Source organism: Microbacterium sp. LWS13-1.2, assembly GCF_040144835.1.
Classification (GTDB): domain Bacteria; phylum Actinomycetota; class Actinomycetes; order Actinomycetales; family Microbacteriaceae; genus Microbacterium.
On the sequence record NZ_CP151632.1, the window covers coordinates 2625639 to 2639916 of the forward strand.

At 71.1% G+C, this 14278-nt stretch carries 16 protein-coding genes; 8 read left to right on the top strand and 8 right to left on the bottom strand.

Annotated features, from left to right (window positions below):
* The first annotated feature begins 130 nt into the window (after positions 1 to 130).
* Both MRBLWS13_RS12350 and purB read left to right on the top strand, forming a co-directional pair.
* Positions 131 to 637: a low molecular weight protein-tyrosine-phosphatase gene (locus MRBLWS13_RS12350; RefSeq protein WP_349425660.1), complete on the top strand. Its 507-nt coding sequence runs from the start codon at positions 131 to 133 to the stop codon at positions 635 to 637.
* Positions 638 to 696: 59 nt separating this feature from the next.
* Positions 697 to 2079: an adenylosuccinate lyase gene (gene purB, locus MRBLWS13_RS12355; protein WP_349425661.1), complete on the top strand. Its 1383-nt coding sequence runs from the start codon at positions 697 to 699 to the stop codon at positions 2077 to 2079.
* 25 nt (positions 2080 to 2104) lie between these two features.
* Here purB and MRBLWS13_RS12360 read toward each other — a convergent pair whose 3' ends face one another.
* From MRBLWS13_RS12360 to MRBLWS13_RS12370, 3 genes are all read right to left on the bottom strand, one after another.
* Positions 2105 to 2449, bottom strand: coding sequence for an amino acid transporter (locus MRBLWS13_RS12360; protein WP_349425662.1), 345 nt, complete (start codon positions 2447 to 2449; stop codon positions 2105 to 2107).
* Complete coding sequence (locus tag MRBLWS13_RS12365) at positions 2446 to 3174, bottom strand: acyl-CoA synthetase (protein WP_349425663.1); 729 nt, start codon at positions 3172 to 3174, stop codon at positions 2446 to 2448. The genes MRBLWS13_RS12360 and MRBLWS13_RS12365 overlap by 4 nt, the downstream gene beginning before the upstream one ends.
* Before the next feature lie 111 nt (positions 3175 to 3285).
* Positions 3286 to 4668 carry an aminotransferase class V-fold PLP-dependent enzyme gene (locus MRBLWS13_RS12370; protein WP_349425664.1) on the bottom strand — a complete coding sequence of 461 codons (1383 nt, stop codon included), beginning with the start codon at positions 4666 to 4668 and terminating at the stop codon, positions 3286 to 3288.
* A 250-nt stretch (positions 4669 to 4918) separates the two neighbouring features.
* On the opposite strand from MRBLWS13_RS12370, the gene MRBLWS13_RS12375 reads away from it, so the two are divergent.
* Positions 4919 to 5368, top strand: a complete 450-nt coding sequence (locus MRBLWS13_RS12375) for a hypothetical protein (protein ID WP_349425665.1) — start codon at positions 4919 to 4921, stop codon at positions 5366 to 5368.
* Between the two features lie 3 nt (positions 5369 to 5371).
* Here MRBLWS13_RS12375 and MRBLWS13_RS12380 read toward each other — a convergent pair whose 3' ends face one another.
* Entirely contained in the window at positions 5372 to 5692 is a 321-nt protein-coding gene (locus MRBLWS13_RS12380) for a SelT/SelW/SelH family protein (protein ID WP_349425666.1), read from the bottom strand.
* Positions 5689 to 6501: an alpha/beta fold hydrolase gene (locus MRBLWS13_RS12385; protein WP_349425667.1), complete on the bottom strand. Its 813-nt coding sequence runs from the start codon at positions 6499 to 6501 to the stop codon at positions 5689 to 5691. The genes MRBLWS13_RS12380 and MRBLWS13_RS12385 overlap by 4 nt, the downstream gene beginning before the upstream one ends.
* A 155-nt stretch (positions 6502 to 6656) precedes the next feature.
* Here MRBLWS13_RS12385 and MRBLWS13_RS12390 point away from each other — a divergent pair, with 155 nt between their 5' ends.
* Together MRBLWS13_RS12390 and MRBLWS13_RS12395 are read left to right on the top strand one after the other, a co-directional pair.
* Positions 6657 to 7337: a hypothetical protein gene (locus MRBLWS13_RS12390; protein ID WP_349425668.1), complete on the top strand. Its 681-nt coding sequence runs from the start codon at positions 6657 to 6659 to the stop codon at positions 7335 to 7337.
* A gap of 32 nt (positions 7338 to 7369) precedes the next feature.
* Positions 7370 to 7549, top strand: a complete 180-nt coding sequence (locus MRBLWS13_RS12395) for a CsbD family protein (protein ID WP_349425669.1) — start codon at positions 7370 to 7372, stop codon at positions 7547 to 7549.
* Positions 7550 to 7621: 72 nt separating this feature from the next.
* Here the strand turns inward: MRBLWS13_RS12395 and MRBLWS13_RS12400 are convergent, their stop codons facing one another.
* Positions 7622 to 8521 (bottom strand): LysR family transcriptional regulator, encoded by a 900-nt coding sequence (locus tag MRBLWS13_RS12400; protein ID WP_349425670.1) that lies wholly within the window; start codon positions 8519 to 8521, stop codon positions 7622 to 7624.
* A 115-nt stretch (positions 8522 to 8636) separates the two neighbouring features.
* Between MRBLWS13_RS12400 and MRBLWS13_RS12405 the strand changes: the two genes are divergently transcribed.
* Positions 8637 to 9323 (top strand): type 1 glutamine amidotransferase domain-containing protein, encoded by a 687-nt coding sequence (locus MRBLWS13_RS12405; protein WP_349425671.1) that lies wholly within the window; start codon positions 8637 to 8639, stop codon positions 9321 to 9323.
* A gap of 86 nt (positions 9324 to 9409) precedes the next feature.
* Here the strand turns inward: MRBLWS13_RS12405 and MRBLWS13_RS12410 are convergent, their stop codons facing one another.
* Together MRBLWS13_RS12410 and MRBLWS13_RS12415 are read right to left on the bottom strand one after the other, a co-directional pair.
* Positions 9410 to 9868, bottom strand: a complete 459-nt coding sequence (locus tag MRBLWS13_RS12410) for a GyrI-like domain-containing protein (RefSeq protein ID WP_349425672.1) — start codon at positions 9866 to 9868, stop codon at positions 9410 to 9412.
* A gap of 238 nt (positions 9869 to 10106) precedes the next feature.
* On the bottom strand, positions 10107 to 11042 hold the full coding sequence (locus MRBLWS13_RS12415; protein WP_349425673.1) for an aldo/keto reductase: 936 nt from the start codon (positions 11040 to 11042) through the stop codon (positions 10107 to 10109).
* A gap of 227 nt (positions 11043 to 11269) precedes the next feature.
* Here MRBLWS13_RS12415 and MRBLWS13_RS12420 point away from each other — a divergent pair, with 227 nt between their 5' ends.
* Together MRBLWS13_RS12420 and MRBLWS13_RS12425 are read left to right on the top strand one after the other, a co-directional pair.
* Positions 11270 to 11746, top strand: a complete 477-nt coding sequence (locus MRBLWS13_RS12420) for an ATP-dependent endonuclease (protein WP_349425674.1) — start codon at positions 11270 to 11272, stop codon at positions 11744 to 11746.
* Positions 11747 to 11971: 225 nt separating this feature from the next.
* Positions 11972 to 14254 (top strand): esterase-like activity of phytase family protein, encoded by a 2283-nt coding sequence (locus MRBLWS13_RS12425; RefSeq protein ID WP_349425675.1) that lies wholly within the window; start codon positions 11972 to 11974, stop codon positions 14252 to 14254.
* Positions 14255 to 14278: the final 24 nt, after the last annotated feature.

The window sequence follows — 14278 nt, forward strand, 5'->3', positions numbered from 1 at the left end:
GCAAGGGGACCGCGGGCAGGCCGGTCGCCTCCCCGCTGGTCACAAGCTAGGGGAGCGGCATCCTCCGATGGAAGCCCTCCGGAGGAGAGATCCTTAACGTTCGGTGTCGCCTCGGTCCAGAATGGAACCCATGACCGCGACCGACGTGGCGCCCTTCCGCGTTGTGTTCGTATGCACCGGCAACATCTGCCGCTCACCGATGGCCGAGGTCGTGTTCCGGGAGTTCGCGGATTCCTCGGGCCTGGGCGCCCGAGTCGCCTCGACGAGTGCCGGCACCGGCGACTGGCACGTCGGCGAGCAGGCCGACCTGCGCACGATCGCGGCGCTCGAGCGTGCCGGCTACGACGGCGCCCATCACCGCGCGCGGCAGTTCACGCACGCCGACTTCGCACACAGCGACCTCGTGGTGGCGCTGGACCGCAGCCACGAGCGGATCCTGCACGGATGGGCGCGCACCGAGGGCGACGCCGACAAGATCGCGCTGCTGCTCTCGTTCGATCCAACCGCTCTCACGCTGGACGTGCCCGACCCGTACTATGCCGGGCCCGGAATGTTCGACGAGGTGCTCGGTATGATCGAGAGTGCGAGCCGGGCGCTCTTCCGGCAACTCGAACCCGCCATCCGCCCTGCGCCATGACCTCCGGTGCCATGACGCCGGATCGACGGTCGTCTTCGCCGAGACCGACGGGAGCCACCGTGACCTCACTTCCCCCGCAGCCCCTCAGCCCCCTCGACGGGCGCTACCGCCCCGCCGTCGGCGAACTGGGCGAGTACCTGTCCGAGGCCGGGCTGAACCGCGCCCGCGTCGAGGTCGAGGTGGAGTGGCTCATCGCCCTCACCGACCGCTCGCTGTTCGGCACCTCGCCGCTGCAGGACGACGACAAGGCGCGCCTGCGCGCGCTGTACCTCGAGTTCGGGCAGGCCGAGATCGACTGGCTCGCCGAGAAGGAGGCGGTGACGCGCCACGACGTCAAGGCCGTCGAGTACCTCGTGCGCGACCGGCTGTCGACCCTCGGCCTCGACGCCGTCGCCGAGCTCACGCACTTCGCCTGCACCAGCGAGGACATCAACTCGACCTCGTATGCGCTCACCGTGCAGCGCGCCGTTCGGCGCGTGTGGCTGCCGAAGCTGCGCGCCGTCATCGCCACGCTCACCCAGCTCGCCGCGGACCATCGCGACGCCGCGATGCTGTCGCGCACGCACGGCCAGCCGGCGACGCCCTCGACGATGGGCAAGGAGCTCGCGGTCTTCGCGTGGCGCCTCTCGCGCGTCGCCGACCAGATCGAGGGCGGCGAGTACCTCGCGAAGTTCTCGGGTGCGACCGGGACGTGGTCGGCGCACCTCGCAGCCGCCCCTGAGGTCGACTGGCCGGAGCTCTCGCGCGGGTTCATCGAGGGCCTCGGCCTCGACTTCAACATCCTGACCACGCAGATCGAGTCGCACGACTGGCAGGTCGAGCTGTACGACCGCGTCCGGCACGCCGGCGGCATCCTGCACAATCTGGCGACCGACATCTGGACCTACATCTCGATCGGCTACTTCACGCAGATCCCCGTCGCCGGCGCCACCGGCTCGTCGACGATGCCGCACAAGATCAACCCGATCCGGTTCGAGAACGCCGAGGCGAACCTCGAGATCGCGGGCGGACTGCTGGCGACGCTCTCGCAGACGCTGGTCACGAGCCGCCTGCAGCGCGACCTGACCGACTCGACGACGCAGCGCAACATCGGCGTCGCGTTCGGGCACGCGCTGCTCGCGCTCGACAACCTGCAGCGGGGCCTCGGGGAGATCTCGCTGGCCGAGGACGCGCTGCGGGCCGACCTCGACGCCAACTGGGAGGTGCTGGCCGAGGCGATCCAGACGGTCGTACGCGCCGAGATCGCGGCCGGCCGGTCGCGGATCACCGACCCGTACGCACTCCTCAAGGACCTCACCCGCGGCCGCCGCGTCGGCGGGCCCGAGCTCTCGGAGTTCGTGCGCGGGCTCGACATCGGCGACGAGGCGAAGGAGCGCCTGCTGGCGCTCACCCCCGCGACGTACGACGGGCTCGCCTCGAAGCTGGTCGACGAGCTCGACTGAGCGTCCCGGCGGGAGTGTTGCGAGATCAGGCTTTCGGGTCTCCGGACGCCGCGGCACCTGGGTCCTCGCCCGGCTCCGGCTTCTCGGACTCGTCGTCGAACAGCACGGGCCGGTCGATCTGCTTCGTCACCTGGGCGGGGTCGACCGCGAGCAGCAGGAGCGAGACGATGAGCAGCACCGCGATGAAGCTGATGCCGGCGATGACCAGGGCGGTGACCACGGCGCGCTGCGCCTCGTCGGCAGTGCGCTGCTGGAAGAAGCCCATCGACACGAGCGTCACGACGCCCGCGAACAGAGCGGCGCCGAACGCCAGCCCGAGCAGCTGCAGGGGCTTCATCAGGTCGCGGCGGGTGGGGCTGTCGTGGCTCACGCGGAGTCCTTCTGCGGGGTGGTGTCGGCGGATGCGGGTGCCTCCGCCGTGACGCTCTCGGCGGTGTCCGACTCGGCCGGGCGCGGCGAGAAGCCGGCGATGCCGAGGTAGACCGCGACGATCGCCGCGTAGCCGCCGAACAGCCCGACGCCGATCGTGATGCCGGTGAGGGTGAAGGTCGCGTGCGCCTCTTCGATCGTGTAGTTGAGCGCATACGCGGGCTGCACGAACAGCAGGGCGACGCCGAGCAGGATCGTGATGGCGCCGACGACGACGGCGTCGCGGCTCTCGGAGCGGGGGCCGACGAGGGCGGCCGGCCGGGCGTCGGCGACACCGGGCGCGATCTCGCGCCTCTCGCGGTCACCGCGGAGCCCGCGCCACCCGGCGATGAGCTCGATGATGCCGCTGAGCAGCGCCCACACGATGACGATGACGAAGTAGCCGGTCACGGTGCGGAGCGGAGAGAGACCGCCCGCCATGCCGGCGGCGACAGAGATGCCGCCGAGGGCGGCCGCAGGCCAGCGGCGGCGGGCGGGGTACACCAGCCAGATCGCGAGCAGCAGCACCAGTCCGGTGGCGATCGCGAAGCCGCTGAAGACCGCGCTGCCCACAGCTGCCGAATGATCCGGCGAGAACGTGATCATGAGCGCCGCGAGGGCAGCGAACGCGGCGCGCGCGAGCTGCACATGGCGCACGGCGAACGTGCGGGAATCGGCTGAGGTCACGGTGATCCTGCGGAGGAGCGGGTTCTCAGAAGCGAGAACGGATGCCTTCAGTCTACGTGCGTCGTAGGTGACAGCATCCTGAACCCCCTCCCGGCCCCCGTCCTCGCGCCGTCAGGCGAGGGTGTCGAGGATGCCGGTGAGGAGCTCGAACGTGGTGAGCGGCGAGATGATCGCGAAGCGCAGCACCGGCTCACCGGCGTGGGAGCTCGGCACGACGAACGCGTGCTGCTCCTCGAGGAGGCGGTCCGACCACGCCTCGTAGTCCGCGAGCGTCCAGCCCTCGCGGCGGAACACCACGACCGACAGCTGCGGCTCGCGCACGAGCGACAGCCCCTCGCGCGCCTCGATCTCGTCGGCGATTGCACGGGCGAGGTCGATGCCGTACTCGATGGTGGCGCGGTACTGCTCGGTGCCGTGGGTCGCGAGGGAGAACCACAGTGGCAGTCCGCGGGCGCGGCGAGTGAGCTGGATGGCGAGGTCGGACGGGTTCCAGTCGGGCTTCCCGGTGAGGGTGTCGAGGTACTCGGCCTTCTGCGTGTGGGCCGACAGCGCCAGCGCGGGCTCGCGATAGATCAGCGCGCACGCGTCGAACGGCGCGAACAGCCACTTGTGCGGGTCGACGATGAGCGAGTCGGCGAGCCCCACGCCGGCGAACGCCGGCCGCATCCGCTCGACGAGCATCGCCGCCAGCCCGTAGGCGCCGTCGACGTGGAACCACACGCCGCGCTCGCGAGCGACGGCTCCGACACCCGCGATGTCGTCGACGATGCCGAAGTTCGTCGTGCCGCCGGTCGCCACGACGGCGAACACCGCGTCGCCGTGCTCGTCGAGCACCCGCGCAACCGCCTCGCCGTGCAGGCGGCCGTCCGCGTCAACCTCGGCGGTCGCGACGTCCACGTCCATGACGGCGGCGGCCGACGCGATCGACGAGTGCGCCTCCGCGCTGCACACGACCACCCAGCGCGGCGGCGCCACGCGTCCCTCCTCGGCAGCGCGGCGCCGAGCGGCGTCCCGCGCCGTCACCAGGGCCGAGAGGTTGCCGATCGTGCCGCCCTGCACGAACACGCCACCCGAGCCCTCCGGCATCCCGAACTCCGAGGCGAGCCAGTGCAGCACCTCGTTCTCGGCGTAGACGGCGCCGGAGCCCTCCATCCACGAGCCCCCGTAGATGGCGGATGCCGACACCACGACGTCGAACGCCAGGGACGCCTTGGTCGGGGCCGAGGGGATGAAGGACAGATAGCCGGGGTGATCGGTCGACACGCAGGACGGGGCGAGCACGTTCTCGAACAGCGCGATCGCTCGCCGCGAGCCGATGCCCTCCGGCGTGATCGAGCCCGATGCCAGCCGCTCCAGGTCGCGGGGAGTCATCGGCTTGTCGAGCGGCACGTCCTCGTACAGCGCCCGGCGCCGTGCGTACTCGAGGACGTCTTCGACGGTGTGGCGGGTGTCGGACGAGATGGCGTGCATCTCCTCCGGGGATGTCGCGGACATTGCGGCTCCTCGGTGTTCAGGGTGCAGATCACGCTAGACCACGGGCGCCGTTTCGGGACCGTCCGGGTTCGGGGCGCACCGTGCCCGGTCGGGGCGTGCCGCGTGCGCCCCAGGAGTTCGCGGTGCGCCCCGAACCCTGGTGATCACGAGTCCACCATCAAGCAGGAATGGAGAAGCGCGCCCGCAGACCGCGTCGTAGCTTGAGATCACGAGCCGCGAAAGCAGCCCCTCGAACGCGAAGGAGAACGAAATGGCCGAGAAGACGTCATCCGACGGACTGAGTGACATCGAGCGCCAGGCTGTCAAGGATCGCGCCAAGGAGCTGCGCGCTCAGGCCAAGGCGGGAAAGAACCGCGAGGCGGGCACGAAGCAGGTGCTGGAGGCGATCGGCAAGCTCGAGGGCACCGACAAAGTCCTGGCGGAGGGCCTGCACAAGGTCGTCTCCGACACCGCGCCCGACCTCGTGCCGAAGACGTTCTACGGCTTCCCCGCCTACGCGAACGGCGACGGCAAGGTCGTCGTCTTCATCCAGCCGGCGTCGAAGTTCAAGACCCGCTACGCCACGATCAACTTCGACGAGCCCTCACGGCTGGACGACGGCGAGATGTGGCCGATCGGCTTCGCGGTGCTCGCGTGGACTCCCGAGGTCGAGAAGAAGATCACCCAGCTGGTGAAGAACGCCGTCGCCGAGCCCGCCTGAGGCCTACCTCGTCGCCTCGCCGCCGTCGCGCGCCGGGCGATCGGCGGCGCGGTCGGCGTGACCGAGCGCGCGCCCGGGCGCGATGCGGTCACGCACGCGCCGCTTGAGGACGACGATGTCGGGGAAGCCGCCGTCCGCGGTGCGTGACCACACGAGCTCGTCGTCGGCATACACCTCGAAGATGCCGCCGGTGCCGGGCTCGAGGGTGGCGCCGCCCCCCATGAGCTCGGCCTGGAACGTCGTCAGCAGCTCCTGGGCGATCCATGCCGCGCGGAGCATCCACGCGCACTGCGTGCAGTAGACGACCCGGACGCGGTGCGTCATGCGACGTCTCCGTCCGGGGCGAGAAACTCCAGCGCGGCGTCCCGGAACGCGCGCGACCCGGGGGTGTTGAAGTGATGCCGGCCCGGGATCTCGACGAAGGTGCCGTTCGGCGCGGTCGCCGCCAGCGTCCGGGAGCGCTCGAGGATCGCGTCCTCCGCACCGGTGGCGAAGAGGACCGGCTGGGCCGGGGGACGCGCGGGATCCGGGTCGGCGTCGCCGAACCGCATCCCCTCGGCGAGCGCGATGAGCGCGCGCAGGTCGTTCTGCGGCACGCGCTCGGCGAGTCGCACGTAGTTCTGCGTGACGGCGTCGGTCACCGGTATGCCTTCCCCGGCATACGCCCGGGCCTGATCGATGCGCAGGCGTCCGAGCGGTCGGCCGTCGGGGATGCCACCCAGCACCGCGCGGCTGATGTGCTCCGGCGCGTCGACCGCGAGTTGCCACCCGACGCGGGCGCCGAGGGAGTATCCGACGTACCGCACGGCGTCGACGAGGTAGGTGTCGAGCACCGCGATCAAGTCCCCGACGAACGCGGTCATGGAGTACGCGCGGGGATCGTCGGGCTTGTCGCTGGCCCCATGGCCCCGCTGGTCGACCCCGATGACCCGGTAGCCCGCCGCGGTCAGCATCCGCACCCAGCCGGTCTCGACCCAGTTGTCACGGCAGCTCGATGCGAATCCATGCACGCACAGGACGGCGTCGGCGTCGAGCTCGCCCCAGGCGTAGGTCGCCAGCTGGTACCCCTCGTTCGACATGATGAAACTGGGCTGCGGCATCTCGGTGCGCACGACGGGGGCGACGGCATCCATACCCGCCATTCTGCTCCCATCCGCGCCGGCACCGCCGCAGCCGCACACGTCGCGTAACGACCCCGCACCACCGGGCCAGGCCGCGGAGATTACGCTTCTCGACGCCGAATCGCAACGGGCTGAGCGTTCACGGCTGTTCCGCCTAACGTCGCGGCATGAGCATGGACGACCCCCGCGGTTCACGCCCGACGGAGCCCCTGGCCCCGCGGCGCACCGACACCGACCTCGACCGCAATGGCGTGGCCGACAGCCGTGACGCGTCTCTGCGCGACACCGTCGTGGCTCGCGAGCACGAGCGTTTCGGCGGCATCAAGTTCGGCGCCGCCTTCTTCGGATGGCTCGCGGCCCTGGGCGCGCTGGTGGCCCTCACCGCCGTGGTCGCCGCGATCGGAGCGGCGACCGGCCTGGCCTCGCCTGAGACCGTCGAAGACGCGGTCGGTGCCGCCGACCAGAACATGGGCGCTGCGACCATCATCGGAGCGATCGCGATCGCCGTCGTGCTTTTCGTCGCCTACTTCGCCGGCGGCTATGTCGCCGGGCGCATGGCGCGGCTGAGCGGGGCCAAGCAGGGTCTGGCCGTCTGGCTCTGGGCGATCGCCATCGCCATCGTCGTAGCCGTCGTGACGGCCATCGCCGGGGCGCAGTGGGACATCCTGGCGAACGTCGACATCTTCCCCCGCATCCCCGTCACCCCCGACGCGGCGACCTGGACCGGGATCCTGACCGCGATCGGCGCCGCCGTGATCACGCTCATCGCGGCGATCCTCGGCGGAGCGGCCGGAATGCGCTACCACCGCCGCGTCGACCGCGCAGGCTTCGGCGACGAGCGGGTCTGAACCTCTATCCACCACGAGAAAGGAGATCCACCATGGGTCTGGACGATGACATCAAGCACAACATGGAAGACGTCAAGGGCAAGGCGAAGGAGGCGGTCGGAGACGCGACCGACAACGAGCGCCTGCAGGCCGAAGGCGTGGCCGACCAGGCCAGCGCCAAGGTCAAGAAGGCCGGTCAGGACGTGAAGGACGCGTTCACCGACGATCGGTGATCTGCCGGCGACGGTGCCCCGGATCCCCGGCGGGTCCGGGGCATCGTCGTGTCCGGGGGCCGGAGGCCGGCGTCAGAACACATCCCAGTCCCGCGCACGTTCGACGAGTGCGTCGATGACCCGCGTGGTCGCGGCCGTCGGCGGCGCTCCAGCGCGGATTGCGAGGTGCAGGGTGTTGATCGGCGCCTCGGCGGATCGGTGGACCAGCTCCACGGCGCCGGCGCCGATCGCGGGTTCCGCCAGGTAACGCGGCAGGGCCGAGATCCCAGCGCCCGCGATCACCGCCGCGAGCACCGCCCGGAGGTCGGGCACGGTCATCGCCACCGCGTTGGCGGGACGGTGCCCGAACTGGCTGCGCCAGTAGCGCCGCACGATCGACAGATCGGCGTCGTAGGCGACCAGCGGCAGATGCCGGAGGGCCTCGGCGGGATCGGCGGCCAGGCGATGCGGGTCGATCGTGCCGGCGAGCGAGGGCGCACCGACGAGAACGAACTCCTCGTCGACGAGGCCTCGATAGCGGATGCCGCGCATCGGCGTCCGCACCGAGGACACCACGACGTCGAGACCGCCGCCCGCGAGCCGCTCGAGCAGGTCGTGCGCGAGGCCGAGGGAGAACTCCAGGCGCACGCCGCGGGTGGTGAGCGGCGCCAGCGCGGGGACGACGCGTGCCGCGACCACATCGCTCGCGCCGCCCACTCTCACCGTCTCCACCGCGCCGGTGTCGGGCACCGTCCACACCTCGCGCAGGCGGTCGACCGGTGCGGCCACGCGTGCGGCGAGCGCATCGCCGGCGGGTGTGGGGGTCGCGCCGCGCACCGATCTCGTGAAGAGCGGCGTTCCCAGCTCTGCCTCGAGGCGGGCGATCCGCTCGCTCACGGACGGCTGGCTGAGGCCGAGGCGCGCGGCCGCCGCCGTGATCGAGCCCGCGCGGTGCACCTCGACGAACGTGTACAGCAGGTCGAGCTCTTGCATGCAACAGTCCTTCCATCAGGAAACCTATGGCTGGATCCGATCATAGGAAATGACGGTGATGGGTACCGGGTTTCCTCCACAGCGGCTCGCACGGGTCGCAGAACGGGAGAAGCACATGGCACACGTACTCATGGCCGTCACCGGCGCCGATGCGATCGCCCTCACGGACGGCACGGCCCACCCGACCGGATTCTGGGCGGAGGAGCTGGTCGAGCTGCACCGGGAACTCGTCGCCGCCGGGCACCGGGTCGACATCGCGACCCCCGGCGGCGTTCGCCCGACGGTAGATCCCGGCAGCCTCTCGGGTGATTCCGCCGAGGCGCTGCGCGACTACCTCGCGTCGATCGACGGACTGCTCGCGCACCCGCGGGCACTCGCCGACGTCCGCGACGGCGAGTACGACGCGATCGCACTGCCGGGCGGTCACGGGCCGATGGTGGACCTCGCGGTCGACGCCGATCTCGGACGCCTGCTCATCGACGCGGTCGACCGGAATGCGGTGGTGGGCGTGCTGTGCCACGGGCCCGCGGGGCTCCTCAGCGCGGTACGCGAGGACGGCTCGTTCGCGTTCGCGGGCCGCCGGCTCGTGGTCTTCACCGACGACGAGGAGCGGCAGGGCGGCCTCGGCGACGCCTCGCCCTATCTCGTCGAGACCCGTCTGCGCGAGCTCGGCGCGGTCGTCGAGCCGGGCCAGCCGTGGTCCGTCACGGTCGCGACCGACGGAGCGCTCGTGAGCGGTCAGAACCCGCAGTCGAGCGTCGCGACCGCGCAGCGCCTGGTCGAGGTGCTCGCGGCGCACTGAGGCACCACGGATGCCGCGACCACGGCCACCCCGGAGCCCGCCGCACCGCCGGGCCGCGGAGAGACCCCGCTCTCCCGCGTGCCGGCTCAGCCGACCGGCTGCTGGAGCTCGGTCACCCAGGTCGACTGCGGGCCGTCCGCCTGCAGGTACACCTCGCGGGACGGGCCCGCGAACGTGCCGCCGTCGGCGATCACCGCTCCCATGAACGCGCCCCAGGCGGCGCCGATGGCGGACATCTCGCCGCGGTAGGTCGTCACCGCCGCCCGCTCCACGGCGGGGAGGTCGACCACCTGCCAGGCGTCGCCGGGAACCGGTTCGTCGCCGGCGACCCACGAGACCCACACCCGCAGGTCGTCGGTGCCCTCCATCGGCTCGTACCAGAACGTGCCCGGCTCGCGATAGTCGACGCCGGCGGCGTCCAGGGCCGCGTGCAGCGACGGCAGGATGCGGTCGATCGCGGCGGGCACGTTCTCACCGCCCGGCGCGACGTCGGTGGCCGCGTAGACCGTGACGGGTTCGAGGCGGCGGTATTCGAGGTCGGTCATCTGCGCTTCTCCTTCGAAGTTCCGGTGTCGCCCATCCGGCGGCCGGTGTCGCGGCATCCGGGGACCGCCGCGGCGCGGGCGCTGCGACGGGTTCCAGGGGAGACCACCTCCGACCATGGCATATCCCCGCCGCGCAGACGACCCCCCTCGACACAGCCCGACCGTCGCAGGGCGCGCACAACAAGAAGAAGACGGATGCCGCGGGCCGCGGCATCCGTCTTCCTGCGGCGTGTGCGCCTCAGGGCACGCGGTAGCCCGCCGCGCGGAACAGCGCGTACCACTCGGCGCGCGTGAGGCGGAGGTCCGAGCCCTCGGTGGCCGCGCTCACGCGCTCAGGGGTCGTCGTGCCCAGCACGACCTGCATCAGCGCCGGGTGGCGCGTGATCCACGCGACCGCGATCGCGATGGCCGGCACGTCGTACGCGGCGGCCAGCCGGTCGATGACGGCGTTCAGCTCGGGGTAGTCCGGCGAACCGAGAAAGACGCCGTTGAAGAATCCCGCCTGGAACGGCGACCACGCCTGGATGACGATGTCGTGCAGGCGGCAGTAGTCCACGATCCCGCCGCCGTCGAGGGTGAGCGACTGCTCCTCGCCCTGCATGTTCCCCGCGACGCCCTGTGCGATCGACGGGGCGTGGGTGATCGAGAGCTGGATCTGGTTCGCCACGATCGGCTGGCGCACGGACTTCTTCAGCAGGTCGATCTGTCGCGGGGTGTGGTTCGAGACGCCGAACGCGCGCACCTTGCCCGCCGCCTCGAGCTCGTCGAAGGCCCGCGCGACCTCGTCGGGCTCGACAAGGGCGTCCGGCCGGTGCAGCAGCAGGATGTCGATGTAGTCGGTGTCGAGGGCGCGCAGCGACCCCTCGACCGCCGAGACGATGTGGTCGTACGAGAAGTCGAAGTACGGCCCCTCGCGGACGATGCCGGCCTTCGTCTGGATCGTGATCTGGGCCCGCTCCGACGCGGTGAGCCGCATGGCCTCGGCGAACCGTCGCTCGCAGCCGTGCACGTCGCGGCCGTAGACGTCGGCGTGGTCGAAGAAGTCGATCCCGGCATCGCGGGCGGTGCCGACGAGGGTGCGAACCGCGTCGTCGTCGAGGTCCTGGATGCGCATGAGCCCCAGCACCACGTTGGGTGCGGGACGCTCGACGCCGGTGAGTTCGATGGTCTTCATTGGTCCGCTCTCGGTTCGGGTGTGCCGGGCCTCCCGCGCGCGGTCGGCCCGTCCTGCGCGCTCCACGCTAGGCAGTAGGGACAAAGAAGTCCAACAACTGTATGTTGTGTGATTGAGAATCATCGCGAATGGATGCCGCATCCGCGCGGCGGGGGAGGTCTCATGGAGCACCGTCAGCTCGAGTACCTGGTCACCCTCGCCGACGAGCGCGCGGAAGCCGCAGCCGCATGACCGTCGTGCTGGTGGAGGGCGAGAGCGACCGCATCGCCCTCCAGACGCTCGCCACCCGGCTGGGGATCCGGATGCCGCAGGTGCGCGTCGTCGGCGGCTCCAAGGGCGCCCGGCGCGTGGCCGCCGAGCTCGCCGGCATCCGGCTGCTGGGGCTCGTCGACCAGGGCGAGCGGCACGACTTCGAGCGGGTGCTCGACGACGTCTTGGTCTGCGACCCCGACCTCGAGGCCGAGTTCGTGCGCGCCCTCGGCATCCCAGGAGTCGAGGCAGTGATCGCCGAGCAGGGTGAGCTGGCGTCGTTCCGCAGCCTGCAGCGGCAGCCCTTCCAGCGCGGTCGCCCCGTCGAGGCGCAGCTCGCTCGGTTCTTCGGCGGCCGCAGCGGCAACAAGGCCCGCTACGCGCAGCTCCTGGCCGACGCCGTTCCGCTGGACCGGATGCCGCCGCCGCTGACCGCGCTCCTCGCCGCCGTCTGACGGGCTGACCGCCGGTGCGCGTGGGCGGTGAGCTGCGAGAAGCGTTCGGTCGTTGAGCGAGCGAGGAACGAGCGAGACGAAACGCCCCGGACCCGTCGCGGGCGGCATCCGTCTGCCGTGATGAGGGTGTTCTCACGCGCCGCTCGCTCCCCGTTCACCGAGTCGTCGCAGGCTCGTCGCCGGCCGGTCAGCGTGCGGTCCGGCGGTCGCGGTTGCGTCGGGGACATGAGTCGATTCCCCACCCGACGCGTCCTGCCGCGCCTTCTCGCCGCGGCAGCAGCGACGGTCACCGCCGTCGCCCTCCTCCCCGCCACCGCCGCCTCCGCCCAGCCGGTGCCCGCCGCGTCGGCGACGTCGTCGTCGCCGTTCGTGCAGACGCACGTGCCGACGCTCGTCGCCCGGGCCACGCTCTCGGCCGATCACCTCGAACCAGGGCCGGCATCGGGCGCGCTCGCGAGCCCCGCGAACGGCCGCACCGGACCCTGGGACGGCCAGGTCATCCCAGGATTCTCGGCCGCCATCGACAACGGCGACGGCACGTTCTGGGCACAGCCCGACAACGGGTTCGGCACCAAGGGCAACTCGGCCGACTTCCTGCTGCGCAACTACCTCGTACGGCCGGCGTGGCAGACCGCCGACGGCGGCACCGGCGAGATCCAGGTCCAGCGCTTCATCTCGTACAACGACCGCAACGGCGTGCTCGACTTCCCGATCGTGAACGAGGGCACTACGGAGCGCCTGCTCACCGGCGGCGACTTCGACATCGAGTCGGTGGTCAAGGCCAAGGACGGGTCGTTCTGGGTCGGCGAGGAGTTCGGTCCCTTCCTGCTCCACTTCGACGCCGAGGGCACGCTGCTCGAAAAGCCGTACGCGCTCGACGGCGCGAAGTCGCCGCAGAACCCTTACCTGCGGGCGGGCGAGACCCCGCGGGTGCGGGCGAGCCGCGGCTTCGAGGCGATGGCCGCCTCGGTGAACGGCCGCTACCTCTATCCGGTCGTCGAGGGCTCGTACGCCGACGACGACGACCTGCGTCGTCGCGAGATCCTCGAGTTCGACACGCGTGCGGGGGAGTACACCGGCCGCACCTGGAGCTACCAGACCGACCAGGAGCCGAACGTCATCGGCGACGCGTTCACTGTGCGGGGCGACGTGCTCATCCTCATCGAGCGCGACGACTTCGAGGGCGAGCAGTCGGTGACGAAGCGCGTCTACGAGGTGGACCTGCGCCGCACTGACGCCGAGGGCTACCTCGAGAAGAAGCTGGTGCTCGACGCCCTGCGCATCGCGAACCCCCACGGCATCGGTGCGGGCGACGGCTACGGCACCGGCGAGATCTACTCGCTCCCGGTGCAGTCGTTCGAGACCGTCGTGCAGCTGAAGGACGGCAGCCTGCTCATCGGCAACGACAACAACTACCCGGGCAACGACGCGCGCATCCCCGGCACCCCCGACGACACCGAGTTCGCGATCATCGACCTCGACAAGACCAAGATCGAGCCCTCGACCGTGAGCCTGATCGGGCACCGCGGCGCGAGCGGGTCGCGCCCCGAGCACACGCTGGCCGCGTACGAGGCGGCGATCGTGCAGTGCGCCGACTACATCGAGCCGGATGTCGTCTCCACCAAGGACGGCGTGCTGGTGGCGCGCCACGAGAACGAGATCAGCGGGACGACGGATGTCGCGACCCGCGCCGAGTTCGCCGCCCGCAAGACCACGAAGGTCATCGACGGCGTCTCGATCACCGGCTGGTTCACCGAGGACTTCACGTTCGCCGAGCTGCGGACGCTGCGTGCGAAGGAGCGCTTGCCCCAGACGCGTCCGGCCAACACGGCGTTCGACGGCCTGTACGTGATCCCGACGCTCGACGAGGTCATCGACCTCGCCCGCCACTCGGTCAGCTGCGACGGCCGCACCGTGGGCGTGTACCCCGAGACGAAGCATCCGTCGTACTTCGACTCGATCGGCCTGTCGCTGGAGGAGCCGCTCGTCGCGGCGCTGCAGGCGAACGGCCTCGACCGCGCGGACGCGCCCGTCATCGTGCAGAGCTTCGAGACCGCGAACCTGCGCGACCTCGACGGCCTGACCGACGTGACGCTCGCGCAGCTCGTGAGCGGATCTGGTCGGCCGTACGACTTCACGCTCGCGGGCGACACCCGCACCTACAGGGACCTGGTGACGCCCGCCGGGCTGGCTGAGATCGCCACCTATGCCGACGGCGTGGGCCTCGAGAAGTCCGTCATGATCCCCCGCACGGCAGAGGGCCGTCTGGGCACGCCGACGCCGGTCATCGCCGACGCGCACGCCGCGGGCCTCTCGGTGCACGGCTGGACGTTCCGCGCCGAGAACCAGTTCCTCCCGCTGGAGTTCCGCTCCAGCGCCGACCCGAACGCGTACGGCGACCTCGCCGGTGAGCTGACGGCGTTCATCGCCGCCGGCATGGACGGGGTCTTCAGCGACCACCCCGGCATCGCCGCGGTGACCATCGACACGGTGACCCTCGCGGGCTGAGCCCACGAGACGCCGGACGGGGCG